We start from the raw sequence: 23,419 nt of genomic DNA, 5'->3' as shown, positions 1-23,419 counted from the left end.
TCAGCCCGCGTCGTACTTGGCAGGGGCCGGGTTGAGGTGCTTGCAGTCCGGGCAGGTGCGGTTTTCGATGGAACCGTAGAAGCGGTCGAAGATGGCCTGGAACTGGGTCTCGATGTTCTCGAGTTCGAAATATTCCGAGAACAGGGGGTGGTTGCACTTTTCGCAGTACCACAGCAGGCCGTCCTTCTCGCCGGCGCGCCGTTTGCGTTCGATCACCAGGCCGACGCCGCCGGCCAAACGCTGCGGCGAATGCGGCACCTTCGGCGGCAGGTAGAAGACTTCGCCGGCCTTGATCGGGATGTCGCGCACCTTGCCGTCTTCCTGGATCTTCAGGACCATCTCGCCTTCGATCTGGTGGAAGAACTCCGGGCCTTCCTCGATGTGGTAGTCGGTGCGCTGGTTGGGCCCGCCGACGATCATCACGATGAAATCGCCATCCACGATGCACTTGTTGCCCACGGGCGGCTTGAGCAGGTGCCGGTGCTCGTCGATCCACTGCTGCAGGTTGAAGGCGTTGCCAATCATCGGTGCGACTCCGGGTAGGCCGCCACGCACTTGAGCTCGATGGCGATCGGCGTGGGCAGGGCGCTGATGCCCAGCGTGGTGCGGCAGGGCGCCTTGTTGATGTCGGGGAAATATTCGGCCCAGACGCCGTTGTAGGCCTGGAAATCCCGGCTCATATCGGTCAGGTAGACGGTGACGTCCACCAGCCACTCCCAGCGGCAGTGGCTGGCCTCGAGCACGGCCCGCACGTTGGCGAAGACCGAATGGCACTGGGTGACGATGTCGTAGTCGATCAGGCGGCCGGCGGCGTTGTAGACGTTGCCGGGGATGGCGTTGCTGCCCGGCGTGCGCGGGCCGATGCCCGACAGGAACAGCAGCTGGCCGACCCGTCGTGCGTGTGGGTAGGCGCCGACCGGGTTGGGCGCGGTGTCGGTGCGGAAGATGTCGCTCATGCTTCGTCCTTGAGACGGCCGCGGATGTGCTTCATGGCCAGGGCATAGGCTTCGGGCAGCTCCTGTTGGTCGTCCACGCCCATGCCCAGTTCGCGCACGCGGCCGTCGAGCAGCGAATAGACCCAGCCGTGCACGCTAAGCTTCTGGCCCCGGGCCCAGGCATCCATGACGATGGTGGTCTCGCAGACGTTGACCACCTGTTCGACCACGTTCAGTTCGCACAGGCGGGCGTGGCGCAGGGATTCGAGGTCGACCTCGGCCAGCAGCGCCTCGTGCTTGCGGGCGACGTCGCCGACATGGCGCAGCCAGTTGTCGGCCAGGCCGACGCGGGTGCCGGTCAGCGCGGCGTGCACGCCGCCGCAGCCGTAATGGCCGACCACCAGGATGTGTTCGACCTTCAGGACGTCCACCGCGAACTGGATGGTGCTCAGGCAGTTGAGGTCGGTATGCACCACCACGTTGGCGATGTTTCGGTGCACGAAGACCTCGCCGGGCATCAGGCCGGTGATCTGGTTGGCGGGCACGCGCGAATCCGAACAGCCGATCCACAGGTACTTGGGCGCCTGCAGTCCGGACAGGCGCTTGAAGAACTGCGGGTCCTCGGCCCGCACCCTCTCGGCCCACTCCTTGTTCTTGTCCAGCAGTTCCTTCAGCGGCATTGCTTCATCCCAGGTCGATGGTGACGTTCTTGGCTTCGGTGAAGAAGCGCATGGCTTCCCAGCCACCTTCGCGACCGATGCCCGACTGCTTGACGCCGCCGAAGGGCGTGCGCAGGTCGCGGTTCATCCAGGTGTTCACCCAGACCACGCCGGCCTCGATGGCCGCAGCCAGGCGATGGGCGCGGCGCAGGTCGGTGGTCCAGATGCTCGCGGACAGGCCGTAGGGCGCCGCGTTGGCCAGGGCCAGGGCTTCTTGATCGGTGTCGAAAGGCTGCAGGGTGAGCACCGGTCCGAAGATTTCTTCGGTATTGGTGCGGCAGGCGGGCCCCAGGCCTTCGATGAGGGTCGGCGCGATGAACCAGCCGTCGGCGCAGCGACCTTCCGGCCTTACCGGCTCGCCGCCGCAAAGAACACGGCCGCCTTCGGCGCGGGCCAGTTGAATGCAGCCCATCACCTTGTCGAAGTGCGCCTTCGACACCACCGGGCCGACCTGGGTGGCGGCGTCTGCGGGATCGCCGACCACCATGGCCCGCGCCCGCGTCACCAGTTCGTCGCGAAAGCCGTCGTAGATGCTGCGTTCGACCAGCAGGCGCGAACCGCACAGGCAGATCTGCCCGGAATTGAGGAAGGCCGAACGCTGCACGGTGTCGAGCAGCTTTTCCCGCGGCGCATCGGCGAAGACCAGGGTCGGGTTCTTGCCGCCCAGTTCCAGCGACACCTTCTTGAGCGAGCGCGCACAGCCTTCGGCGATGTGGGTGCCGACCGCGGTGCTGCCGGTGAAGCTGACGGCCTTGACGTCCGGGTGGTCCACCAGCGCCTGGCCGACCTCGGCGCCGCGGCCCTGCACGATGTTGAGCACGCCGGCGGGGAAGCCGATGTCGCGGGCCAGTTCGCCCAGCATCCAGGCGGTGACCGGGGTCACTTCCGACGGCTTGCCGACCACGCAGTTGCCCGCGGCCAGGGCCGGGGCGAACTTCCAGGTGAACAGGTACAGCGGCAGGTTCCAGGGGCTGATGCAGGCCACCACGCCCAGCGGCTGGCGCAGGGTGTAGTTGACCACGCCCGGGCCGGCGTGGGATTCGCTGGCGAACTGGGTGGCGGCGGCGGCGAAGAAGCGCAGGTTGCTGGCCGCGCGCGGGATGTCGAGGCTGCGCGCCAGCGCCAGCGGCTTGCCAACGTCGCGGGACTCGGCGGCGGCGAAATCCTCGAGCCGGGCTTCCAGTGCATCGGCCAGGCGGTTCATCCAGGCGGCGCGTTCGGCCGCGGGCAGCGCCGACCAGGCCGGGAAGGCCTCGCGGGCGGCCGCCACGGCGGCGTCCACGTCGTGCGCGGTGCCGGCGGGGCAGTGGGCGTAAACGCCGCCGGTGGCCGGGTCGAATACCTCCAGCCAGCCGCCGTCGGAGGCGGACCGGGCGTCACCGCCGATCAGGTGGCTCAGTCGCAGGCTCATGCGTGCAAGCTTACCCGGCCGCGTCGCCGTACGGACAGGTCAGGAGCCTAGGCCTGGCAGTGGCGGCACCAGTACAGGCGACGGCCGCCCAACTCCTGGCGAACGACCACGTCGCCACAGCGCGGGCAGGGCTCGCCTTCGCGATCGAAGACCTGGAAGCGGAAGCCCGTCGGGGTGTCGGTGAGGTAGTCGCTTTTCATGCCCGAGGCCGCTTCGATGCCGCGGGTGCGGTAGCTGGCGCGCGGCACGTCGAGCAGGGCCCGGGCCAGGCGCTTGCGTTCGGGCGCGCTGAGTTCGCCGGGCCGGCGTTCGGGCGCGATGCCGGCCGTGAACAGCACTTCCGAGCGCAGGTAGTTGCCCATGCCGGCCAGGAAGCCCTGGTCGAGCAACAAGGCCACCAGCGAACGACCGGCGAAACGCGGGTCCTGCAGGCGTTTGCCGACGGTGGCGGCGGTCAGCGAAGCGTCGAGCACGTCCGGGCCCAGCTTGGCCAGGAAGGGATGTCGGGGCAGGTCGGCGGTTTTCCACATGGCCACGTCGGACGCGGAATAAAGCAGGATCGCGCGCTCGTCCGTTTCCAGGGCCACCCGCAGCGACCGCGCGCCTTCGGCCGGGCGTTCGCCGGCGGCGGCGACTTTCCAGACGCCGTAGAGCTGGTTGTGCGAATACAGGCTCAGGCCATGGTCGAAATGGGTCAGCAGGGCCTTGCCGTGCGGCTCGATCGCGGTGATCGTGCGGCCCACCAGGGTCTTGTGGTGGCGCTTGAGCTCGGGGAAGTGGAACCAGGCCGCGGCCAGGGGGCGGCCAACCACGGCTTCGGCGAGGCGGTCGGCGGCGCGGCGGATTTCGGGACCTTCAGGCATGCCGCCAGCCTGGCCTCAGGCGCGTGCAGGCAGCGTCGTGGCTTCGGCGCGCACCGGCGGCACCTGCTGCGGGTCGTGGTATTCGAAACCCAGCAGGCCTTCCTGGACGCGGGCGACGCGGGCGCCGACCAGCACGGCCGGTCCCGGTTCATCGAAAAACACCAGCTGCACGACCTCGGCCACCTGCAGGGGGCAGCCCTCGGGCCGGAACAGGCCGCAGCCGCCTTCCGAGAGGTCGACGACCTCGCCCAGCCAGGCTTCGTCGTCGCGCACCACCATGACCCGCGCGGCGTAGGGGACCCGCGGATTGAAGCGATGGTCGTTCATCGGGCCCGCCTCACAGCGATTTCGTACGCCCGCCGTCGACCGGCAGGTTGATGCCATTGACGTAGCCAGCCGCCGGCGAGGCAAGGAAGGCGATGGCGGCGGCGACCTCGGCCGGTTCGGCGAAGCGCCCCGCCGGCACGGTGGCCAGCATGCCGCTGGCGATGTCCTGTTCGGACTTGCCGGTGGCGCGGGCGCGCTCGGCGAGGATCTGGCCAAGCCGCTGCGTGCGTGTGTAGCCGGGCAGTACGTTGTTGACCGTGATGCCGAAGGAGCCGAGTTCGCTGGCCAGGGTCTTGGCCCAGCTGGCCACCGCGCCGCGGATGGTGTTGGACACCCCGAGGTTGGCGATCGGTTCCTTCACCGAGGTCGAAATGACGTTGACGACGCGGCCCCAGCCGGCGGCCTTCATGCCGGGCAGCACGGCCTGCACCAGTACCTGGCCGGCCACCAGGTGCTGGCGGAAGACGTCCAGGTAGGCCTGCGGGTCGGCGGCGTGGGCCGGGCCGCCCGGCGGGCCGGCGGTGTTGTTGACCAGCACGTGCACCGGCCGGGTTTGGCACAGCGCGGCGACCTGCGCACCCAGGGCCTCGGTGTCACCGGCGTCGGCGGCCACGAAGCCGTGGCGCTGCGACTCATGCACGCGCGGGAGGGCGGCGGCGACTTCCGAAAGCCGGCCCGGCCGGCGCGCCAGCACCGTCACGTCGGCGCCGAGTTCGGCCAGGGCGGTGGCGGCCGCCAGGCCGATTCCTTCCGAGCCCCCACATATCAGGGCATGTCGCCCGGCCAGGTCCGTTTGCATCGGTGCTGCTCCTTGTCCGGATTGCCTTTGCCCGCTACCAGTCTTGCCCCGACAGCGGATTTTTCATCGGCTGCATCATGCGCTCGCGCAGTTCGTCGTCGCTTTCGGCCCGGGGCGGTTCGATTTCTTCCAGGTCCAGGCCCCAGGCCTCGGCATCCTCCTCGTCCATGCCGGCAAATTCGCGGAATTCGGCGTCCATCAACATGGATCGGGCGACGTCCTCGCTTTCATAGATATTGATGCGGCCGTCGCAGTCGAACACCTCGGCGACGCCGCTTTCGAGCACGCGCAGCCGGGACCAGACCAGCATGCGGGGCAGGGCGGCCAGCCACCACTGGTCGTTGTCGCGGTTGCTTTCATCGTTCATCGGGTCATCCTTATTGCAGGGCGATCAGCAGCAGGACGCCGACGCTGCCGACCAGGGCCAGCCAGCCGCTGCCGGCGGCGATGCCGCCGAAGAAGTTCAGGGACGGGTCGGCGTGCACGCGGTGTTTCCAGCGCATCAGCCACCAGCTGTAGCCCCAGCCGCCGTCCTGCGTGTCGGGCGCGAAGGCGTAGGCCTTGTCCAGCTGCTGCCGGTAGGCCAGCACGCGGAAGCCGAAATGCGCCGGCGCCGCGGATCCGGCCAGGCCCAGCATCAGGAAGATCAGCAGCGAACCGGCGCCCGTCTGCATCGTCAGAAGGTCGCCAGGCCCGGCGCGCGCGGGTAGGGGATGGCATCGCGGATGTTGGCCAGGCCGCAGGTGTAGACCACCAGGCGTTCGAAGCCCAGGCCGAAGCCGGCGTGCGGCACGCTGCCGTAGCGGCGGAAGTCGCGGTACCAGCCGTAGTGGTCGCCGTCGAGGCCGAACTGGGCCATGCGCTTGTCCAGCACGTCCAGGCGTTCCTCGCGCTGGCTGCCGCCGATGATCTCGCCGATGCCGGGCGCCAGCACGTCCATGGCCGCGACGGTCTTGCCGTCGTCGTTCAGGCGCATGTAGAAGGCCTTGATCTGCTCGGGGTAGTTCATCACCACCACCGGCCGGCCCACGTGCACCTCGGTGAGCCAGCGTTCGTGTTCGGTCTGCAGGTCCAGGCCCCATTCGACCGGATAGTCGAACTTGTGGCCCGAGTCCCGCAGCAGCTTCACGGCCTCGGTGTAGTCGATGCGCTCGAAGGGCGAGTCGATGAAGTTCTCCAGCCGGGTGACGGCGTCCTTCTGTACGCGTTCGGCGATGAAGGCCATGTCGTCGGCGCGTTCGGCCAGCACCGCTTCGAACAGATACTTCAGGAAGGCTTCGGCGAGGTCTGCGTTGGCCACCAGGTCGGCGAAGGCGATTTCCGGCTCGATCATCCAGAACTCGGCCAGGTGCCGGGTGGTGTGGCTGTTTTCGGCGCGGAAGGTCGGTCCGAAGGTGTAGACCTTGCTAAGCGCCAGGCAGTAGGCCTCGACGTTGAGCTGGCCCGACACGGTGAGGAAGGTTTCCTTGCCGAAGAAGTCCTTGGAGAAGTCCACGTCGCCCTTGCCGTCGCGTGGCAGGTTGGCCATGTCCAGGGTGGAGACGCGGAACATCTGGCCGGCGCCCTCGGCGTCGGAGGTGGTGATGATCGGCGTGCTGATCCAGTAGAAGCCCTGTTCGTGGAAGAAGCGGTGCACCGCCTGCGCCAGGCAGTGCCGGATGCGGGTGACCGCGCCGAACAGGTTGGTGCGCGGGCGCAGGTGGGCGACCTCGCGCAGGAATTCCAGCGAATGCGCCTTGGGCTGGATGGGGTAGGTTTCCGGGTCTTCGACCCAGCCGACCACTTCGATCGTGCTGGCCTGGATTTCGAAGCCCTGGCCCTGGCCCTGGGACGGCACCAGGGTGCCGGTGGCCACCACGGAGCAGCCCGCGCTCAGGCGGCGGACCTCGTCCTCGTAGTTGCCCAGCGTGGCCGGCGCCACCACCTGGATGGGCGCGAAGCAGGAACCGTCGCTGACATTGACGAAACTCAGCCCCGCCTTGGAGTCGCGCCGGGTGCGAACCCAGCCGCGGACCGTGACTTCCCCGCCCGGGGCGACTTCGCCGCCGAGCGCCTGCTGGACGCTGACCACTGCCATGCCTTGATTCCCTGCCCGTCCGGGCCCATCTGGTTAAGAGCGCAAGGATACCCGCAGGCGCGCCCCGGCGCAGCGGCGTTATACTTCGCACTGCCTCGCCCCCGACTAAGCACGGACCCCGCCATGGCCATCACGCTGACCCCCGCCGCCGCCGACCGCATCCGCAAGTTCCAGGCCCAGACGCCTGGCACGCTGGGCCTGCGCTTCGGCGTCCGCAAATCCGGCTGCACCGGTTTCGCCTACGTAGTGGACATGGCCCAGGCGGCGGCTCCCGACGATACGGTCTTTGAAACCGACGGCGTGGCGGTCTATGTCGACGCCCACAGCCTGCCCCAGGTGGACGGCACCGAGATCGACTTCGTCAGCCAGGGCCTGAACCAGCAGTTCGTGTTCCGCAATCCCAACGTCGAAGATGCCTGCGGCTGCGGCGAATCCTTCAGCACCAAGGCCGACCGCGCCGCCTGAGCCCCGTCCGGCGGGGCCGGGCCGCGCTATGTGCGCGAACGCACCGAAGCAGGTGCCACGACTGGCTAGATTGCTCCCAGGTCATCCACTGGGAGTTCGCCATGAGCGTCGCAATGATTCTTCTGATCCTGCTTGTCCTCGTGCTCCTGGGCACCTTCCCGACGTGGCCGCATAGCCGCAACTGGGGCTACGGCCCGAGCGGCGTGGTCGGCATCATCCTCGTGATCCTGCTCGTGCTGTGGATGCTCGGGAAGATCTGACCGGAGTTCGGGCGGGAAAGCGCCTCTCTCCGCTTTCCCCGACAGGCCCCGCCCGGTCACGGACGGAAAGGGCGGGGCCGCCCCGAGGCGCGCGCGTTGCCAGCGAGGTCCAGCATGGACGATCACTCCGATTCACCCAGGATTTCCGCCCAGGCCAGCGACGGCGGCTTTCGACCGCGCAGCGCGGTCGGCGGATTCCTGCTGTCCCTCAAGTCGCTGCTGTGGCCGCTGGAAGCCGGCTCCGCGCCGGTTCCGCAACGGGCGCCGGATGAGCCTCCGGCAAGATCCCTGCGTCAGCTTCGGGCCATGCCCAAGGCGCCCGGCACCGATCGCCCGGTGCCCCTGGCTTCCCCGTCCGGGGAGGACCCGCATCCGCTGCGCCGGGTCGCCGGTTCGGCCGGGCGCTGGAAGAAGCGCCTGGCCGAGGCCAGGGAAACCTGGCCGCGGGCGACGGTGGCCGAACTCATCGCCACCGATGGCCACGCAAGGCGGCTGGCCGGCCTTATCCAGGAACGTTATGGGCTGGCCCCGGAAGCCGCCGAACAGCAGGTAACCCGATTCCTCGGCGCCCACGATGGGCGCCCCCCGCCGAACCAGGAGCAAGCCCCATGATCCGTCCGCTGATTCCGCTCGCCCTCGCCATCACCCTGGCCCTGCTTGCCGGCTGCCAGGAAAGCGCATCCGAAACCTCGCGTGACGTCGCCGAGGCCCGCGTCGAGGCGGCCGAGTCCAACGACGACGCCCGCGAAGACGCCGCCCGGGACATGTCCGATGCCGGCAGCGAGCTGGCCGAGGCCCGCCAGGACTACCGCGAGGCCGAAGGCGACGCCCACGAGGACCTCAATGAATCGGAGTCCGAGGCCATGGTGGCCGCCGCCCATGCCCGCTACGACGTCATGCACACCGCCGCCCAGGGTCGCCACAAGGTCGCCATGGAACGCTGCGACGGCATGCGCCGCGGCGAAGAGCGCGACGCCTGCGAAACCGAAGCCGACGGCGTGCTGGCCGTCAGCGAGTCCGAGGCCGAGCAGGCCCGTGACCAGGCCCTGCTGGCCGCTTCGCGTAACCGCTAGGCCGGTAAATTCCTTTGTGGGTCAGCGCCTTGCGGCCGCCGGGCGAGTTCTGGCATAATGCGCGGCTCCCCATTCCGGGGAGACCTTGCTCCACGGCGGATGGCCATCCATCCCGGCCGGGGGCTGCCAGGCCGAATCCTCGGCCGCATCCACAAGGAAACAACAATGCGCCATTACGAAGTCGTCTTCATGGTCCATCCGGACCAGAGCGAGCAGGTGCCGGCCATGATCGAGCGCTACAAGTCGCTGATCGAGGGCGGTGAAGGCAAGATCCACCGTCTTGAAGACTGGGGTCGCCGCCAGCTCGCCTACGCCATCGACAACCTGGTCAAGGCCCACTACGTGCTGATGAACATCGAAGTCGGCAAGAACGAGCTGACCGAGCTGGTCGACGGTTTCCGCTTCAACGATGCGGTGCTGCGCCACATGATCATCGCCCGCGACGAAGCCGTCACCGAGCAGTCCCTGATCATGAAGAGCAAGGACGAGAAGACCGAGCGCCGCCCGCGCCGTGAGGACGAAGAGTCCGGCATCGGCAGCAGCGACAACGACAACCGCAATTCCAACGCCGACGCGGCCTGAGCCAGGAGAAACCCATGAGCAAGTTCTTCCGCCGCCGCAAGTTCTGCAAGTTCACCGCCGAAGGTGTCAAGGAGATCGACTACAAGGATCTCAACACCCTGCGCCAGTACCTGACCGAGAACGGCAAGATCGTTCCCAGCCGCATCACCGGCACCAAGGCCAAGTACCAGCGCCAGCTGCAGACGGCGATCAAGCGCGCCCGCGAGCTGGCCCTGATCCCGTACACCGACAACCACCAGAACTGATCCTGACGGACAGCCTTAGTTGCGGGGCCGCGTGCCCCGCTAACGTTACGGAGTTAAAAAAATGGAACTGATCCTCCTGCAGAAGGTCGTCAACCTCGGCGGCCTGGGCGACAAGGTCAAGGTCAAGCCGGGTTTCGGCCGCAACTACCTGATCCCCTACGGCAAGGCCGTGCCGGCGACCGCCGACAACGTGGCCGCGTTCGAAGCCAAGCGCGCCGAGTACGAAGCCAAGGCCAACGCCCAGCTGGCTGACGCCGAAGCCCGCAAGGCCAAGCTCGAGGGCGCGACGGTGACCATCGCCGCCAACGCCTCGACCGAAGGCAAGCTGTTCGGTTCGGTCGGCCCGCGCGAAATCGCCGAGGCCTTCACCGCTGCCGGCTTCCCGCTGGAAAAGAACGAAGTGGTGCTGGGCGAAGGCCCGCTGCGCCGCACCGGCGAGTTCGACATCGAAGTGCGCATGCACGCCGACGTCGGCACCACCGTCAAGGTGGTCGTCGAAGCCGAAGCCTGAGTCCGGGCTGCAAGCAATTCGCAACGGGCGCCTTCGGGCGCCCGTTGTCTTTCCGGGCCCCGGATTTGCCCCCGACCTTGCAGGAGCGCCTCCTGGCGCGAATCTTTTGCCTTGGCCTTCGGCCAAGTGTCGCCCCCGCTTGTTTCGCGGGTGGAGGCAGCGTGCATTCGCCCTGACCGCGACCGTGAACGCATTGCAGGGGGCTTCTCGTCGACATCCATGTCTCCGACGGTCGGCCAGGGCGAACGCACGCTACCTCCTTGAATGGACATCGGGGCCGCCAGGAGATCAAGCCCGAAAGCGGCGGAACTGAATCCACTGATACAGGCGACCGGGCAGTCTCGGCTGGTGAGACAGCCGGGGAGTATTGAGATTCCCACCGGTTATGCACAGGGTTATGCCTAACGCTCCCGGGGCCGGGGCCTTAGGATGACCGACCGGGCTCCAGAGGGCCCCGCCACGTCGCATCCAATAACAAGGCGAACATGTCCGCACGTCCCGAATCCTTCCGCACCGACGCCAAGATCGACGCCCTGCGCCTCCCGCCCCAGTCGGTCGAGGCCGAACAGGCCGTGCTGGGCGGGCTCATGCTCGCCCCCGACTCGCTCGACCGCGTCGGCGACTTCCTCACCGAACACGATTTCTACCGGCGCGACCACCGGCTCATCTACCGCGCCATCCGCGAGCTGAGCGAAAAGAACAAACCCTTCGACGCCGTCACCCTGGGCGAGTGGTTCGAATCGAACTCGCTGAGCGAGCAGATCGGCGGCACCGGTTACCTGATCGAACTGGCCAGCACCACGCCCTCGGCGGCCAACATCCGTGCCTACGCCGAGATCGTGCGCGAGAAGGCCGTGCTGCGGCAGCTGATCGAGGCCGGCACCGAGATCGTCAACGACGGTTTCCAGCCCGAAGGCCGCGACAGCCAGGAAGTGCTGTCGGCCGCCGAGATGCGGGTGTTCAAGATCGCCGAGCAGGGCCGCCGCGGCCGCGCCGATTTCGTCAGCCTGCGCGACGCCATGAAGGACGCCTTCCAGGTCCTGCAGGAACGCTACGAAAACCAGGGCAACGTCACCGGCCTGCCCACCGGCTTCGCCGACCTCGATGAACTCACCGCCGGCCTGCAGCCTTCCGACCTGATCATCCTGGCGGCGCGTCCGGCGATGGGCAAGACCACGTTGGCGCTCAACATCGCCGAATTCGCCGCGCTCAAGACCAAGAAGGCGGTGGCGGTGTATTCGATGGAAATGTCGTCCTCGCAGCTGGCCTTCCGCCTGATTTCCTCGATCGGCCGCATCAACGCCACCCGGCTGCGCACCGGCCAGCTCGAGGACGAGGACTGGTCGCGGGTGAACATGGCCATCAAGATGCTGTCGGAGGTGAAGGTCTTCATCGACGACACCCCGGCGCTGTCGCCCGACGTGCTGCGCTCCAAGGCCCGCCGCATCAAGCGCGAACACGACCTGGGCCTGATCGTCGTCGACTACCTGCAGCTGATGCAGGTGCCGGGCACCGGCGAGAACCGCACCAACGAGATCTCCGAGATCTCGCGCTCGCTCAAGGCCCTGGCCAAGGAACTGAACGTGCCGGTGGTGGCCCTGTCCCAGCTCAACCGCGGCCTGGAATCGCGCACCGACAAGCGTCCGGTCATGGCCGACCTGCGTGAATCAGGCGCCATCGAGCAGGACGCCGACATCATCATGTTCATCTACCGCGACGAGTACTACCACAAGGACTCGGGCGACAAGGGCCTGGCCGAGGTCATCATCGCCAAGCAGCGTTCCGGCCCCACCGGCACCATCAAGCTCAAGTTCTTCGGCGAATACACCCGCTTCGACAACCTGGCCCGGGACGGCGTCGGCAGCTTCGAATAAGCCGGCGCCGGGCTAGAATCCCGGCATGGACCCCGCCACCCACCGCGACGACATCTTCGGCCAGCGGCCCACGCGCATCCGCGTGGACCTGGACGCGATCTCGCACAACCTGCGCGCCCTGGCCGCCCACGCCGGCGTGCCGGTCATGCCCATCATCAAGGCCAATGCCTACGGACATGGCCTGGCCCGCGTGGGACTGCACCTGCAGGCACAGGGGGCCGGGCAGCTGGGCGTGGCCTTCCTGGAGGAGGGTATCGCGCTGCGGCGCGCGGGGGTACGGCTGCCGATCCTGGTGATGGGCGGCATCTTCGGCCACCAGGCGGCCGAGGTGATCGCCAACGACCTGGAGGTCACGGTATCGTCGATCGACAAGCTGCGCCAGGTCGAGGCCGCGGCCGGGTCGCTGGGCCGGCGCGCCACGGTGCACCTGAAGATCGACACCGGCATGGAACGCATCGGCGTGCACAGCTACCACGCCGGGCCCTTCATCGAAGCGGCACTGGCCTCGCGCTGGTGCGACATCAAGGGCATCTATTCGCACCTGGCCTGCGCCGACGACCCGGACTCGCCGGTGACGGCGCGCCAGCTTGAACGTTTCCTCGACGCCTGCGCCCACTTCGAACGGGTCGGCGCGCCGATGCCGCTGCGCCACCTGGCCAACTCCGGCGGGGTGCTGCATTTCCCGGGAACCCACCTGGACATGGTCCGGCCCGGCATCGCGCTGTTCGGCGTGCTGCCCGACGCCGCCTCCCGGCCCACGGTGGAGCTGCGGCCGGCGATGTCGCTGCTGTCCCAGGTCGTGTACTTCAAGGTGGTGCCGGCCGGCGACCCGGTCAGCTACGGCGCCACCTGGGCGCCGGCGACCGACACCCGCGTGGTGACGGTGCCGATCGGTTACGGCGACGGTTTCCCGCGGGCGTTGTCCTCGCGCGGGCAGGTGCTGGTGCGCGGCCAGCGCCATGCCATCGTCGGGCGCATCTGCATGGACCAGTTCATGGTCGACATCGGCCCCGACGGCACCGCCTACAACGAAGACGAGGTCGTGCTTATCGGTCGCCAGGGCGACCAGGCCATCCGCTGCGAAGACGTGGCCCTGGCCGCTGGCACGATCCCCTACGAAATCCTGGTCGGTCTCAACGGCCGCATCCCGCGCGAATACCGCGGCGGCTGAGCGGCCTTGCCGCCGCCTGCACGGCGACGGCCCGACACTGCGCGCATGTCAGAACCCCTGCGCCACCTGGTGCTGGTCCTGGGCGACCAGCTCGACCGCGATTCCGCGGTCTTCGATGACTTCGACCCGGCAACGGACGCGGTGTGGATGGCCGAAGTCCACCACGAAGCCACCCAGGTCTGGTCGGGCAAGCCGCGCATCGCGCTGTTCCTGGCCGCGATGCGGCGCCTGCGCGATCAACTGCGTGGACGCGGCTGGACCGTGCACTACCGCGCCCTGGGCGAGCATGACGCCGCCAGCCTCGACGAGGCGTTGGCGGCCGACCTGACCCGCCTGCGGCCGCGCAAGCTGGTGGCCGTGCGCCCCGGGGAATGGCGCCTGGCGCAGTCGCTGCCGGCGGTGTGCAAGGCCGCGGGCATCCCCTGGGTCGAGGTGCCCGACCGCCACTTCTACTGCGACGGCGACGACTTCGCGGACTGGGCCAGGGGTCGGCGTGAGTACCGCATGGAACATTTCTACCGCTGGCTGCGGCGGCGCGAGGGCGTGCTGCTCGACGACGGCGAACCGGCCGGCGGCCGCTGGAACTTCGACGCCGCCAACCGCGGCCGCTTCGACCGCCGCGGTCCCGGCTGGCTGCCGGCGCCGCGGTCCTTCGCGCCGGACCCGCAAACCCGCGAGGTGCTGGCCCTGGTCGAAGCCCGCTTCACGGGGCATCCCGGCAGGCTCGATGGCTTCGACTGGCCGCTGGACCCGGCCCAAGCCCGGGAAGCGCTGGATGATTTCATCGCCCACCGGCTGCCGCTGTTCGGGCGCTACCAGGACGCGATGTGGGCCGGCGAACCCTGGCTCTACCATTCGCGGCTGTCGGCGGCGATGAACCTCAAGCTGATCGGGCCGCGCGAGGTCGTCGCGGCGGTGGAAGCCGCCTGGCGCGAGGGGCAGGTGCCGATCGAAGCCGCCGAAGGCTTCATCCGGCAGGTGCTGGGCTGGCGCGAATTCGTGCGCGGCGTGTACTGGCTGCGCATGCCGCATTTCCTGGACCAGAACACGCTGGGCGCCGACCAGCCACTGCCGGCCTTCTACTGGACCGGCGAAACCGACATGGCCTGCCTGCGCGATGCGCTGCGGCATACGCTGGACCTGGGTTACGGCCACCACATCGAACGCCTGATGGTGCTGGGCCTGTTCGCGCTGCTGCTGGGCGTGCGGCCGCGGGAGCTGCACGCCTGGTTCCTGGCCGTCTACGTGGACGCCGTGGAATGGGTGGAACTGCCCAACGTACTGGGCATGGCGCTGTACGCCGACGGCGGCCGCATGGTCAGCAAGCCGTATGCGGCGTCGGGCAAATACATCCAGCGCATGTCCAACCACTGCACTGGCTGCCGCTTCCGCCCGGACGAAGCCACGGGCGAATCGGCCTGTCCGTTCACCACGCTGTACTGGGATTTCCTGGTCCGCCACCGCGAACGTTTTGAACGGCACCCGCGCACGGCCCTGCAGTGGTCGCACCTGGGGCGTCGCCCGGCGGGCGAGCTTGACGCCGTGCAGGCGCAGGCGGCCGGAATCCGGGCCCGCCTGGCCGCCGGTTCACGGCCGCAACACGGGGGCGAGGGCTAGGCTTCGGGCTGGTCAATGACGCGGAACCCACCATGCCCACCTGCCTGATCACCGGCGCCACCGGCGGCGTCGCCACCGCCCTGGCCAGCCGCCTGCGCGAGGCCGGCTGGCGGCTGGCGCTGGTGACGCGCCAGCCCGACAAGCTGTCGTCCGACCCGGCCGATCTTGTCATCGAAGCCGACGTGTCCACCGCCGCCGGCGCCGACCATGCGCTGTCGGCCGCCGAAGGCGCCTTCGGCGCACCGCCCACGGCCCTGGCGCACTGCGCCGGCGCGGTGGTGCTGGGGTCGCTGCCGCGCACCACCGAGGCGATGTACCGCGACTGCCTGGCCGCCAACCTCGACAGCGCGTTTTTCGTCGCCCAGGCCTACGCGCCGCGCGTGCAGAAGGCGGGGCAGGGCGGCAGCCTGCTGTTCTTCAGCTCCGTGGCCGCCGGCATGGGCGTGGCCAACCACGCCGCGATCGCGGCCGCCAAGGGCGGCGTCGAGGGCCTGGTGCGCGCCCTGGCGGCGGACTATTCCGCCGCCGGCCTGCGCATCAATGCCATCGCCCCGGGCCTGCTGCGCACGCCGGCCACCGCCCGCCTGCTGTCCAGCGACGCCTCGAGCAAGGCCATCCGCGCCCAGTATCCGCTGGGCCGGCATGGCGAAGCCGAGGACGCGGCGGCGCTGGGCGCCTTCCTGCTCTCGGACGAGGCCGGCTGGGTCACCGGCCAGGTGATCGCCCTGGACGGCGGCTTCCAGGCCGTGCGACCGATGGTGCGGGCGGGCTGAGCGGGCATGTCCAACGCGATCGTCTGGTTCCGTCGCGACCTGCGCCTGGCCGACAACCCGGCCCTGCAGGCGGCGCTGGATGCGGGCCACGTGCCGGTGCCGGTCTACATCCATGCGCCCGAAGAAGAAGCGCCCTGGGCACCCGGCGCCGCCAGCCGCGCCTGGCTGCATCGTTCGCTGCAGGCGCTCGACGCCGACCTGCGTGCGCGCGGTTCGCGCCTGGTGGTCCGCCGCGGCGACAGCCTGGCCGAACTGGAAAAGCTGATCAGTGAAACCCGCGCCGAAGCCCTGCACTGGAACCGCCTGTACGAACCGGCCAGCATCGCCCGCGACACCCGCATCAAGCAGGGCCTGAAATCACGCGGCCTGGAAGTGCAGAGCCACAACGCCGCGCTGCTGGTCGAACCCTGGACGGTGCAGACCGGGCAGGGCGGCCCCTACCGCGTGTTCACCCCGTTCTGGAAGAACGCCCGGCAGGTGCTCGAATCGGTGCGCGCCGCGCCGCCACCCGAGCGCCTGCCCGACCCCCCGGCCACGCTGGCCGGCCTGGACCTGAAGGACCTGGCGCTGTCGCCGCCGGCCCACGAGCCGGCCTGGGACGCCGGCTTCTGGAAGCATTGGACGCCCGGGGAATCCGGGGCGCTGGAGCTGCTGGACGTCTTCCTGGACGGCGCCCTGCACGGGTACAGGCGCCAGCGCGACATGCCGGGCCGGGTCGGCACCTCGCGGCTGTCGCCGCACCTGCACTTCGGCGAAATTTCGCCGCGGACCCTCGTGGCCGCCCTGCAGGCCGGCGACTGGCCGGCGGCGATCCGGCCCGATCTGGACCACTATCTGTCCGAACTGGGCTGGCGCGAATTCAGCCACCACCTCATTTTCCATTTCCCTGACACGCCCACGGACAACCTCAACCCGAAGTTCGGGGACTTTCCCTGGGCCGACCCCGACCCGGCGCTGCTGCAGGCCTGGCAGCAGGGCCGCACCGGCGTGCCGATGGTGGACGCGGGCATGCGCGAGCTCTGGGCCACCGGCTGGATGCACAACCGCGTGCGCATGGTGGTGGCGAGCTTCCTGACCAAGAACCTGCGGATGCACTGGCGCCACGGCGCCGACTGGTTCTGGGACACCCTGGTCGACGCCGACCTGGCCAACAACACCCAGGGCTGGCAGTGGACCGCCGGCACCGGCGCCGATGCCGCGCCGTACTTCCGCATCTTCAGTCCGGTGTCGCAGACCCAGCGTTTCGACGCCGAAGGCGCCTACCTGCGACGCTGGCTGCCGGAGCTGGCGAAGCTGCCCGATGCGGCGCTGGCGGCGCCCTGGGAACAGCCCGGCCTGATGCGCGAGAAGGCCCCCGATTACCCGCGCCAGCCGGTGGTGGACCTGCGCGCGAGCCGCGAAGCCGCGCTGGCCGCCTACGCGTCCGTGCGCGCCGACGGCCCGGCCCGGCGTTGACGCCCTGGCGCCGCGGCCGGCATCCTGCCCGGAACCGGGGAGGAAACATGGCCGTGGCGCGCAGCAAGGGTAAGAAGACGCCGATGTCCCGGGTGGACACCGCCTGGCTGCGCATGGAGCGCGCCACCAACCTGATGATGATCACCGGCGTGATGATGTTCGAGTCCCACCTCGACATCCGCACCCTGCGCAAGGTGATCGAGACCAAGTTCCTGGCCTACCCGCGCTTCCGGCAAAAAGCCGTGGACGGGCCCACGGGCGCGTTCTGGCAGGACGACACCGATTTCGACCTCGACTGGCACATCCGGCTGACCGCGCTGCCCGGCAAGGGCGGCAAGCGCGAACTCGAGCGCCTGACCAGCCAGCTGGCCTCGACGCCGCTCGACAAGTCCAAGCCGCTCTGGCAGTTCCATCTGGTCGAACGCTACGACGGCGGTTCGGCGCTGATCTCGCGCATCCACCACTGTTACGCCGATGGCATCGCCCTGGTGCAGGTGCTGTTGTCGCTGACCGAAATGGGCGAGGACGACAAGCGCAAGAAGTCGCTGGCCCGGCGCTGGCTGAAGAAGGAAGAACACGCCCCCGTGGCCAAGCGCGTGGGCGCCATCGACCGCTACGTACAGCTGGGCAACAAGATGCTCGAGAAGGGCATGGATTTTTATCGCGACCCGTCGCTGGCCGCGGTGCTGGCCAGCGAAGGCGTGGACATCGCCCGGGAAATCGGCCTGGCGCTGTCGCTTTCCGACGACCCCGACACCGTGCTCAAGGGCCGCCTGGGCGTCAGCAAGCGCGTCGCCTGGGCCGAACCGCTGGCGCTGGAGGAAGTGAAGTCGGTCAGCCGCGCCCTGCGCTGCACGGTCAACGACATCCTGCTGGCGTCGGCCACCGGCGCCCTGCGCAGCTACATGATCGAACGCGGCGAGCAGCTCGAGGGCATCACCATCCGCGCCACCGTACCGGTGAACCTGCGGCCGCTGGAGCATGCCAAGCAGCTGGGCAACCACTTCGGGCTGGTTTTCCTGGACCTGCCCGTGGGCGAAGCCAACCCGATGCGCCGGCTCGAGCGCGTGGCCGCATCCATGAAGCTGCTGCGCAAGTCGCGCCAGGCCGTGGCCACCTTCGGCGCCCTGGCGGCGGTGGGCATGGCGCCACCCGCGGTGCAGTCCTTCGCGCTGGAGATGTTCAGCCGCAAGGCCTCGGCGGTGGCGACCAACGTGCCCGGGCCGCAGATGCCCCTGTACCTGGGCGGCAGCAAGATCCGCGACCTGATGTTCTGGGTGCCGCAAAACGGTTCGATAGGGCTGGGCATTTCCATCCTGAGCTACAACGGCGCCGTGCATTTCGGACTGATCGCCGACGCCAAGCTGATGCCCGACCCGGACTCGGTGATCCGCCGGTTCCGCCCGGAGTTCGAGAAGCTGCTTTACCTGGCGCTGATGGCGCGCTGGGAGGGCGAGTTCTGTGCCGAGGCCGCCGAAGCCCTGCTGCAGGACACCACGCATGGCGAATGAATCCTGCGACATTCCCGGCCAGGGCCTGCGTGTCCCGCCTTCCGAGGTGCCCGACCCTGCCCAGGACATCGCCACCGCCGACGACCGCGGCGAAGTCGTGCTGGCCGGCGGCTGCTTCTGGTGCACCGAGGCGGTGTATCGCCAGCTGGCGGGGGTCACCGAGGTGCTGCCGGGGTATGCCGGCGGCAGTGCCGACACGGCCAACTACGAAGCAGTGTGCAGTGGCCGCACCCGCCACGCCGAAGCCATCCGCATCCGCTACGAGCCCGCGCGCATCAGCTTCGGCCAGTTGCTGAAGGTGTTCATGGCGGTGGCGCACGACCCGACCCAGAAGGACCGGCAGGGCAACGACGTCGGCCCGCAGTACCGCTCGGCGATCTTCCCGCTCGACGCCGACCAGCGTTATGTCGCCGGCGCCTACCTCGCGCAGCTCGAGCAGGCGGGCATCTACGCCGCGCCGATCGCGACCACCATCGAGGACATGGACACCTTCTTCGTGGCCGAAAGCCACCACCACGACTACGCGGCGCGCAATCCCGGGCAGCCTTACATCCAGTACGTGTCGACGCCGAAGGTGGAGAAGCTGCGACGGTATTTTGCCGACGGGCTTGGCGAAAAGATTCGCGGCTGACACCCCTGCTTCAGGGCGGCCTATTTCATCGTGGGCATGACGAACTCGGGGTCGCGCACCCCGGTCGGCCAGCGCGCGGTGATCGTCTTTAGCCGCGTGTAGAAACGCACCCCGTCCGGGCCGTGCATGTGCAGCGGGCCGAACAGGCTGCGCTTCCAGCCGCCGAAACTGTGGAAGGCCATGGGCACCGGGATCGGCACGTTGATGCCGACCATGCCGGCCTGCACCCGGTGCGCGAATTGGCGCGCGGCGTCGCCGTCGCGGGTGAACACCGCGGTACCGTTGCCGTATTCATGCGCATTGACCAGCGCCAGCGCGGCCTCAAAATCGGTCACGCGCAGCACGCACAACACCGGCCCGAAGATTTCCTCGCGGTAGATGCGCATGGCCGGCGTGACCTGGTCGAACAGGCAGCCGCCCAGGAAAAACCCGTCCGGCGCGCCGTCGACCTCCAGGCCGCGGCCGTCCACCACCAGCGTGGCGCCTTCGGCGACGCCGGCGTCCACGTAGCCGCGCACCCTGTCGCGATGGGCGGCGGTGACCAGCGGGCCCATGTCCGGTTCGCCCTGGTGGCCCGGGCCGATGCGCAGGCCTTCGACCATGGGTTTGAGGCGGGAAATCAGGGCGTCGGCGGTGGCGTCGCCGACGCACACCGCCACCGAGATCGCCATGCAGCGTTCACCGGCCGACCCATAGGCCGCGCCCAGCAGGGCCGCCGCGGCCTGGTCGAGGTCGGCGTCGGGCAGAACCACCATGTGGTTCTTGGCGCCGCCCAGGGCCTGCACCCGCTTGCCGTTGGCGCTGCCGCGGGCATAGATGTATTCGGCGATCGGCGTCGATCCGACGAAGCTGATGGCCTGCACGCGCGGGTCGTCGAGCAGTGCGTCCACCGCGGTCTTGTCGCCGTGCACGACGTTGAACACGCCGTCGGGCAGGCCGGCTTCCTTCAGCAGCCTGGCCAGGATCATCGGCGCCGTCGGGTCGCGTTCGCTGGGCTTGAGCACGAAGCTGTTGCCGCAGGCCAGGGCCACCGGGAACATCCACATCGGCACCATGCACGGGAAGTTGAACGGCGTGATGCCGGCGACCACGCCCAGCGGCGCGTGTTCGGACCACGAATCGACGTCGCGGCCGACGTCCATGGAATGTTCGCCCTTGAGCAGGTGCGGCGCGCCGCAGGCGAACTCCACCACTTCGATGCCGCGGGTCACTTCGCCGCGGGCGTCGGCCAGCACCTTGCCGTGTTCGGCGGTGATGGCGGCGGCGAGCTCGTCGGCGTGTTGCTCGAGCAGGGCCTTGTAGCGGAACAGCACCCGCGCCCGGGCCAGCGGCGGCGTGGCCGCCCAGGCCGGGAAAGCCGCCTGCGCGGCGGCCACCGCGGCCGACGCTTCCTCGGCCGAGGCCAGGGCCACCTGTGCCTGCACGGCGCCGGTGGCCGGGTCGAAGACCTCGCCCCACCGCCCCGACGTTCCATCCCGCGGCTGGCCGTGGATGAAATGCGGGATGCGGCGAGGGTCGGCCATGGCTCAGCCCTTCAGGGCCGTGGCGGCCGGCACGTAGTCGTAACCCAGGTCGCGGGCGACGGCTTCGTAGGTGATCTTGCCGGCGTGCACGTTCAGGCCGTTGAGCAGGTGCTCGTCGTCGAGCATCGCCTGCACGCCCTTGTTCGCCAGCTTCACCGCGTAGGGCAGGGTGGCGTTGGTCAGCGCGAAGGTCGAGGTGCGGGCGACGCCGCCGGGCATGTTGGCGACGCAGTAGTGGATGATGCCGTCCACTTCGTAGGTCGGGTTCTGGTGGGTGGTGGCCTTCGAGGTTTCGAAGCAGCCGCCCTGGTCGATGGCCACGTCCACCAGCACCGAACCCGGCTTCATCAGCGCCAGCTGCTTGCGGGTGATCAGCTTGGGGGCGGCGGCGCCCGGGATCAGCACCGCGCCGACCACCAGGTCGGTGTGCGGCAGCAGGTATTCGACCGTGTCGACGGTGGAATACAGGGTGTTCATGCGGTCGCCGTAGAGTTCGTCGATGTACTTGAGGCGGTCGAGCGAACGGTCGAGGATGGTCACGCGGGCGTTCATGCCCATGGCCATGCGCGCGGCATTGAGGCCGACGACGCCACCGCCCAGCACCACCACGTTCGCGGGCTTCACGCCCGGCACGCCGCCCAGCAGCACGCCGGCGCCGCCCTGGGCCTTTTCAAGCGCGTGCGCACCGGCCTGGATGGACATGCGGCCGGCCACTTCCGACATCGGCGCCAGCAGCGGCAGACCGCCCTTGCGGTCGGTGACGGTTTCGTAGGCGATCGCGGTGCAGCCCGACTTCACCAGGGCCGCGGTCTGGTCCGGGTCCGGGGCCAGGTGCAGGTAGGTGTAGAGGATCTGGCCCGGGCGCAGCATGGCGCACTCGACGGGCTGGGGTTCCTTGACCTTGATGATCATCTCGGCCTTGGCGAAGATCGCCGCCGCGCTGTCGACGATGCTGGCGCCGGCGGCTTCGTACATCTCGTCGGTCAGGCCGATGGCCTTGCCACCGTCGCGCTGCACCATCACCTGGTGGCCGTGGGAGCACAGTTCGCGGACGCCGGCCGGGGTCAGGCCGATGCGGTATTCGTGGTTCTTGATTTCCTTGGGGACGCCGATAAGCATGAAACTGCCCTCCCGGGGCGGGTCTGAACTGGTGGGGGAACGGTCCGCCGGTCAGGCGGTGGCGCGTATGGTAGCCGCCAGCCGGTCGAAAATCCGGTCTATGTGTTCCTTGTTCAGGATCAGGGGCGGGGACAGGGCGATGACGTCGCCGGTGCAGCGCACCATCAGGTTCTGCTCGAAGAAGGCCCGGTTGAAGACCTCGTAGCCCCGTTGGCCGGGCCCCTCGGGCCGTGCGGCCAGCTCCACCGCGCCGACCAGGCCGACGTTGCGGATGTCGATGACGTTGGGCAGGCCCTTGAGGGCATGGATGGCCTGCTCCCAGTAGGGGGCCATTTCGATGGCCCGCTGGAACAGGCCTTCGCTCTGGTACACGTCCAGGGTGGCCAGCGCCGCGGCGCAGGCCAGGGGGTGGCCGGAATAGGTGTAGCCGTGGAAAAGTTCGATGGCGCCTTCCGGGCCATGCATGAAGGCGTCGTGGATGGCCGCGGTGGCGAACACCGCGCCCATCGGCACCGAACCGTTGGTCAGGCCCTTGGCGGTGGTGATCATGTCGGGCACCACGCCGAAGCGCTGGGCGGCGAAGGCCTCGCCCACGCGGCCGAAGCCGGTGATGACCTCGTCGAAGATCAGCAGGATGCCGTGTTTCGTGCAGATGTCCCGGATGCGCTTGAGATAACCCTCCGGCGGCAGCACCACGCCGGCGCTGCCCGACACCGGTTCGATGATCACGGCGGCGATCGTGCTGGCGTCGTGCAGGGCGACCAGGCGTTCGAGTTCGTCGGCCAGTTCGACGCCGTGCGCCGGCAGGCCGCGGCTGAAGCCGTTGCGGGCGATGTCCAGGGTGTGCGGCAGGTGGTCGACGCCCGGCAGCATGGCGCCGAAGAACTTGCGGTTGTTGACCATGCCGCCGACCGAAATGCCGCCGAAGCCGACGCCGTGGTAACCCTTCTCGCGGCCGATCAGGCGGGTGCGCTGGCCCTCGCCGCGCACGCGGTGGTAGGCCAGTGCGATCTTGAGCGCGGTGTCCACCGACTCCGAGCCGGAATTGGTGTAGAAGACGTGCCTGAGCGGGTCCGGCGCGATCGCCGCCAGGCGCTCGGCCAGCACGAAGGGCAGGGGGTGGCCCATCTGGAACGTGGGCGCGAAGTCCAGTGTCGCCGCCTGTTTCTGGATCGCCTGCACGATGTGCGGGTGCCCGTGCCCGGCGTTGACGCACCACAGGCCGGCAGTGCCGTCGAGGATTTCGCGGCCGTCGGTGCTGCGGTAGTACATGCCTTCGGCGCTGGCCAGCAGGCGCGGCGTCTTCTTGAACTGGCGGTTGGCGGTGAAGGGCATCCAGAACGCGCCGGTGTGTTCGGGCGTCGTGGTCGCCCCGGCCAGCGGGTCGGAGAAGGCGGGTGTTTCGGAAGCGGGCATGGCGGGGCTCGGGCAAGGGTATAGGGCTGCCGGCAACGCTATCAGCGTTGAATAAACTTTAC

At 68.9% G+C, this 23,419-nt stretch carries 27 protein-coding genes; 14 read left to right on the top strand and 13 right to left on the bottom strand.

Annotated features, from left to right (window positions below):
• From IEX13_RS06655 to asnS, 10 genes are read right to left on the bottom strand one after another with little or no spacing between them, the layout of a single operon-like run.
• Positions 1-525 carry a 3-hydroxyanthranilate 3,4-dioxygenase gene (locus tag IEX13_RS06655; protein ID WP_188662398.1) on the bottom strand — a complete coding sequence of 175 codons (525 nt, stop codon included), beginning with the start codon at positions 523-525 and terminating at the stop codon, positions 1-3.
• Positions 522-956, bottom strand: a complete 435-nt coding sequence (locus IEX13_RS06650) for a RidA family protein (protein WP_188662396.1) — start codon at positions 954-956, stop codon at positions 522-524. The genes IEX13_RS06655 and IEX13_RS06650 overlap by 4 nt, the downstream gene beginning before the upstream one ends.
• The gene (gene can / locus IEX13_RS06645; RefSeq protein ID WP_188662394.1) at positions 953-1,615 is read right to left on the bottom strand and encodes a carbonate dehydratase; all 663 of its coding nucleotides are present in this window, start codon (positions 1,613-1,615) and stop codon (positions 953-955) included. The genes IEX13_RS06650 and can overlap by 4 nt, the downstream gene beginning before the upstream one ends.
• A 4-nt stretch (positions 1,616-1,619) precedes the next feature.
• Positions 1,620-3,065 carry an aldehyde dehydrogenase gene (locus IEX13_RS06640; RefSeq protein ID WP_188662392.1) on the bottom strand — a complete coding sequence of 482 codons (1,446 nt, stop codon included), beginning with the start codon at positions 3,063-3,065 and terminating at the stop codon, positions 1,620-1,622.
• Between the two features lie 47 nt (positions 3,066-3,112).
• Entirely contained in the window at positions 3,113-3,928 is an 816-nt protein-coding gene (gene nei / locus IEX13_RS06635; protein WP_188662390.1) for an endonuclease VIII, read from the bottom strand.
• 15 nt (positions 3,929-3,943) lie between these two features.
• On the bottom strand, positions 3,944-4,255 hold the full coding sequence (locus tag IEX13_RS06630; protein ID WP_188662388.1) for a PilZ domain-containing protein: 312 nt from the start codon (positions 4,253-4,255) through the stop codon (positions 3,944-3,946).
• Positions 4,256-4,265: 10 nt separating this feature from the next.
• Positions 4,266-5,054, bottom strand: a complete 789-nt coding sequence (locus tag IEX13_RS06625) for an SDR family oxidoreductase (protein WP_188662386.1) — start codon at positions 5,052-5,054, stop codon at positions 4,266-4,268.
• A gap of 34 nt (positions 5,055-5,088) precedes the next feature.
• A complete protein-coding gene (locus IEX13_RS06620; protein WP_188662385.1) occupies positions 5,089-5,421 on the bottom strand; it encodes a hypothetical protein in 333 nt (110 codons plus the stop codon).
• Between the two features lie 10 nt (positions 5,422-5,431).
• Positions 5,432-5,728 (bottom strand): hypothetical protein, encoded by a 297-nt coding sequence (locus IEX13_RS06615; RefSeq protein WP_188662384.1) that lies wholly within the window; start codon positions 5,726-5,728, stop codon positions 5,432-5,434.
• Between the two features lie 2 nt (positions 5,729-5,730).
• A complete protein-coding gene (asnS, locus tag IEX13_RS06610; protein WP_188662383.1) occupies positions 5,731-7,131 on the bottom strand; it encodes an asparagine--tRNA ligase in 1,401 nt (466 codons plus the stop codon).
• Between the two features lie 123 nt (positions 7,132-7,254).
• On the opposite strand from asnS, the gene IEX13_RS06605 reads away from it, so the two are divergent.
• The 14 genes from IEX13_RS06605 (at position 7,255) to msrA (ending at position 19,299) form a co-directional block, all read left to right on the top strand.
• The gene (locus IEX13_RS06605; protein WP_188662382.1) at positions 7,255-7,596 is read left to right on the top strand and encodes a HesB/IscA family protein; all 342 of its coding nucleotides are present in this window, start codon (positions 7,255-7,257) and stop codon (positions 7,594-7,596) included.
• Positions 7,597-7,697: 101 nt separating this feature from the next.
• The gene (locus IEX13_RS06600; protein ID WP_188662381.1) at positions 7,698-7,856 is read left to right on the top strand and encodes a DUF3309 domain-containing protein; all 159 of its coding nucleotides are present in this window, start codon (positions 7,698-7,700) and stop codon (positions 7,854-7,856) included.
• Between the two features lie 114 nt (positions 7,857-7,970).
• Positions 7,971-8,468, top strand: coding sequence for a CsbD family protein (locus IEX13_RS14220; protein WP_229668472.1), 498 nt, complete (start codon positions 7,971-7,973; stop codon positions 8,466-8,468).
• Positions 8,465-8,929: a hypothetical protein gene (locus tag IEX13_RS06590; RefSeq protein WP_188662380.1), complete on the top strand. Its 465-nt coding sequence runs from the start codon at positions 8,465-8,467 to the stop codon at positions 8,927-8,929. Before IEX13_RS14220 ends, IEX13_RS06590 begins: the two co-directional genes overlap by 4 nt.
• A gap of 165 nt (positions 8,930-9,094) precedes the next feature.
• Positions 9,095-9,511 (top strand): 30S ribosomal protein S6, encoded by a 417-nt coding sequence (rpsF, locus tag IEX13_RS06585; protein WP_188662379.1) that lies wholly within the window; start codon positions 9,095-9,097, stop codon positions 9,509-9,511.
• 14 nt (positions 9,512-9,525) lie between these two features.
• Entirely contained in the window at positions 9,526-9,756 is a 231-nt protein-coding gene (rpsR, locus tag IEX13_RS06580; RefSeq protein ID WP_034220475.1) for a 30S ribosomal protein S18, read from the top strand.
• A 61-nt stretch (positions 9,757-9,817) separates the two neighbouring features.
• The gene (rplI, locus tag IEX13_RS06575; RefSeq protein ID WP_188662378.1) at positions 9,818-10,267 is read left to right on the top strand and encodes a 50S ribosomal protein L9; all 450 of its coding nucleotides are present in this window, start codon (positions 9,818-9,820) and stop codon (positions 10,265-10,267) included.
• Positions 10,268-10,752: 485 nt separating this feature from the next.
• Positions 10,753-12,141: a replicative DNA helicase gene (locus IEX13_RS06570; RefSeq protein ID WP_188662377.1), complete on the top strand. Its 1,389-nt coding sequence runs from the start codon at positions 10,753-10,755 to the stop codon at positions 12,139-12,141.
• Positions 12,142-12,166: 25 nt separating this feature from the next.
• Positions 12,167-13,312 carry an alanine racemase gene (gene alr, locus IEX13_RS06565; RefSeq protein ID WP_188662376.1) on the top strand — a complete coding sequence of 382 codons (1,146 nt, stop codon included), beginning with the start codon at positions 12,167-12,169 and terminating at the stop codon, positions 13,310-13,312.
• A 45-nt stretch (positions 13,313-13,357) separates the two neighbouring features.
• Positions 13,358-14,929, top strand: coding sequence for a cryptochrome/photolyase family protein (locus tag IEX13_RS06560; RefSeq protein WP_188662374.1), 1,572 nt, complete (start codon positions 13,358-13,360; stop codon positions 14,927-14,929).
• A 32-nt stretch (positions 14,930-14,961) separates the two neighbouring features.
• Positions 14,962-15,702 (top strand): SDR family NAD(P)-dependent oxidoreductase, encoded by a 741-nt coding sequence (locus IEX13_RS06555; RefSeq protein ID WP_188662372.1) that lies wholly within the window; start codon positions 14,962-14,964, stop codon positions 15,700-15,702.
• A 6-nt stretch (positions 15,703-15,708) separates the two neighbouring features.
• Complete coding sequence (locus tag IEX13_RS06550; protein WP_188662370.1) at positions 15,709-17,157, top strand: cryptochrome/photolyase family protein; 1,449 nt, start codon at positions 15,709-15,711, stop codon at positions 17,155-17,157.
• Between the two features lie 47 nt (positions 17,158-17,204).
• The gene (locus tag IEX13_RS06545) at positions 17,205-18,668 is read left to right on the top strand and encodes a WS/DGAT/MGAT family O-acyltransferase (protein ID WP_188662368.1); all 1,464 of its coding nucleotides are present in this window, start codon (positions 17,205-17,207) and stop codon (positions 18,666-18,668) included.
• Positions 18,658-19,299 carry a peptide-methionine (S)-S-oxide reductase MsrA gene (gene msrA, locus IEX13_RS06540; RefSeq protein WP_188662366.1) on the top strand — a complete coding sequence of 214 codons (642 nt, stop codon included), beginning with the start codon at positions 18,658-18,660 and terminating at the stop codon, positions 19,297-19,299. Before IEX13_RS06545 ends, msrA begins: the two co-directional genes overlap by 11 nt.
• Positions 19,300-19,319: 20 nt before the next feature.
• Here the strand turns inward: msrA and IEX13_RS06535 are convergent, their stop codons facing one another.
• Genes IEX13_RS06535 through aptA form a run of 3 tightly spaced genes read right to left on the bottom strand, consistent with a single transcriptional unit; the run spans position 19,320 to position 23,357 of the window.
• Positions 19,320-20,822, bottom strand: a complete 1,503-nt coding sequence (locus IEX13_RS06535; protein WP_188662364.1) for a CoA-acylating methylmalonate-semialdehyde dehydrogenase — start codon at positions 20,820-20,822, stop codon at positions 19,320-19,322.
• 3 nt (positions 20,823-20,825) lie between these two features.
• Positions 20,826-21,941, bottom strand: a complete 1,116-nt coding sequence (ald, locus tag IEX13_RS06530; protein WP_188662362.1) for an alanine dehydrogenase — start codon at positions 21,939-21,941, stop codon at positions 20,826-20,828.
• Positions 21,942-21,992: 51 nt separating this feature from the next.
• Positions 21,993-23,357, bottom strand: coding sequence for an omega-aminotransferase AptA (gene aptA / locus IEX13_RS06525; protein ID WP_188662360.1), 1,365 nt, complete (start codon positions 23,355-23,357; stop codon positions 21,993-21,995).
• Positions 23,358-23,419: the final 62 nt, after the last annotated feature.

It is taken from the genome of Arenimonas soli (assembly GCF_014643775.1).
Classification (GTDB): domain Bacteria; phylum Pseudomonadota; class Gammaproteobacteria; order Xanthomonadales; family Xanthomonadaceae; genus Arenimonas; species Arenimonas soli.
This window is presented reverse-complemented; position numbering and strand designations above follow the sequence as displayed.

Excerpts from the sequence above, each read along its gene's own strand:
- IEX13_RS06655 (WP_188662398.1), bottom strand. The coding sequence starts at position 525 with ATGATTGGCAACGCCTTCAACCTGCAGCAGTGGATCGACGAGCACCGG.
- IEX13_RS06650 (WP_188662396.1), bottom strand. The coding sequence starts at position 956 with ATGAGCGACATCTTCCGCACCGACACCGCGCCCAACCCGGTCGGCGCC.
- can (WP_188662394.1), bottom strand. The coding sequence starts at position 1,615 with ATGCCGCTGAAGGAACTGCTGGACAAGAACAAGGAGTGGGCCGAGAGG.
- IEX13_RS06640 (WP_188662392.1), bottom strand. The coding sequence starts at position 3,065 with ATGAGCCTGCGACTGAGCCACCTGATCGGCGGTGACGCCCGGTCCGCC.
- nei (WP_188662390.1), bottom strand. The coding sequence starts at position 3,928 with ATGCCTGAAGGTCCCGAAATCCGCCGCGCCGCCGACCGCCTCGCCGAA.
- IEX13_RS06630 (WP_188662388.1), bottom strand. The coding sequence starts at position 4,255 with ATGAACGACCATCGCTTCAATCCGCGGGTCCCCTACGCCGCGCGGGTC.
- IEX13_RS06625 (WP_188662386.1), bottom strand. The coding sequence starts at position 5,054 with ATGCAAACGGACCTGGCCGGGCGACATGCCCTGATATGTGGGGGCTCG.
- IEX13_RS06620 (WP_188662385.1), bottom strand. The coding sequence starts at position 5,421 with ATGAACGATGAAAGCAACCGCGACAACGACCAGTGGTGGCTGGCCGCC.
- IEX13_RS06615 (WP_188662384.1), bottom strand. The coding sequence starts at position 5,728 with ATGCAGACGGGCGCCGGTTCGCTGCTGATCTTCCTGATGCTGGGCCTG.
- asnS (WP_188662383.1), bottom strand. The coding sequence starts at position 7,131 with ATGGCAGTGGTCAGCGTCCAGCAGGCGCTCGGCGGCGAAGTCGCCCCG.
- IEX13_RS06605 (WP_188662382.1), top strand. The coding sequence starts at position 7,255 with ATGGCCATCACGCTGACCCCCGCCGCCGCCGACCGCATCCGCAAGTTC.
- IEX13_RS06600 (WP_188662381.1), top strand. The coding sequence starts at position 7,698 with ATGAGCGTCGCAATGATTCTTCTGATCCTGCTTGTCCTCGTGCTCCTG.
- IEX13_RS14220 (WP_229668472.1), top strand. The coding sequence starts at position 7,971 with ATGGACGATCACTCCGATTCACCCAGGATTTCCGCCCAGGCCAGCGAC.
- IEX13_RS06590 (WP_188662380.1), top strand. The coding sequence starts at position 8,465 with ATGATCCGTCCGCTGATTCCGCTCGCCCTCGCCATCACCCTGGCCCTG.
- rpsF (WP_188662379.1), top strand. The coding sequence starts at position 9,095 with ATGCGCCATTACGAAGTCGTCTTCATGGTCCATCCGGACCAGAGCGAG.
- rpsR (WP_034220475.1), top strand. The coding sequence starts at position 9,526 with ATGAGCAAGTTCTTCCGCCGCCGCAAGTTCTGCAAGTTCACCGCCGAA.
- rplI (WP_188662378.1), top strand. The coding sequence starts at position 9,818 with ATGGAACTGATCCTCCTGCAGAAGGTCGTCAACCTCGGCGGCCTGGGC.
- IEX13_RS06570 (WP_188662377.1), top strand. The coding sequence starts at position 10,753 with ATGTCCGCACGTCCCGAATCCTTCCGCACCGACGCCAAGATCGACGCC.
- alr (WP_188662376.1), top strand. The coding sequence starts at position 12,167 with ATGGACCCCGCCACCCACCGCGACGACATCTTCGGCCAGCGGCCCACG.
- IEX13_RS06560 (WP_188662374.1), top strand. The coding sequence starts at position 13,358 with ATGTCAGAACCCCTGCGCCACCTGGTGCTGGTCCTGGGCGACCAGCTC.
- IEX13_RS06555 (WP_188662372.1), top strand. The coding sequence starts at position 14,962 with ATGCCCACCTGCCTGATCACCGGCGCCACCGGCGGCGTCGCCACCGCC.
- IEX13_RS06550 (WP_188662370.1), top strand. The coding sequence starts at position 15,709 with ATGTCCAACGCGATCGTCTGGTTCCGTCGCGACCTGCGCCTGGCCGAC.
- IEX13_RS06545 (WP_188662368.1), top strand. The coding sequence starts at position 17,205 with ATGGCCGTGGCGCGCAGCAAGGGTAAGAAGACGCCGATGTCCCGGGTG.
- msrA (WP_188662366.1), top strand. The coding sequence starts at position 18,658 with ATGGCGAATGAATCCTGCGACATTCCCGGCCAGGGCCTGCGTGTCCCG.
- IEX13_RS06535 (WP_188662364.1), bottom strand. The coding sequence starts at position 20,822 with ATGGCCGACCCTCGCCGCATCCCGCATTTCATCCACGGCCAGCCGCGG.
- ald (WP_188662362.1), bottom strand. The coding sequence starts at position 21,941 with ATGCTTATCGGCGTCCCCAAGGAAATCAAGAACCACGAATACCGCATC.
- aptA (WP_188662360.1), bottom strand. The coding sequence starts at position 23,357 with ATGCCCGCTTCCGAAACACCCGCCTTCTCCGACCCGCTGGCCGGGGCG.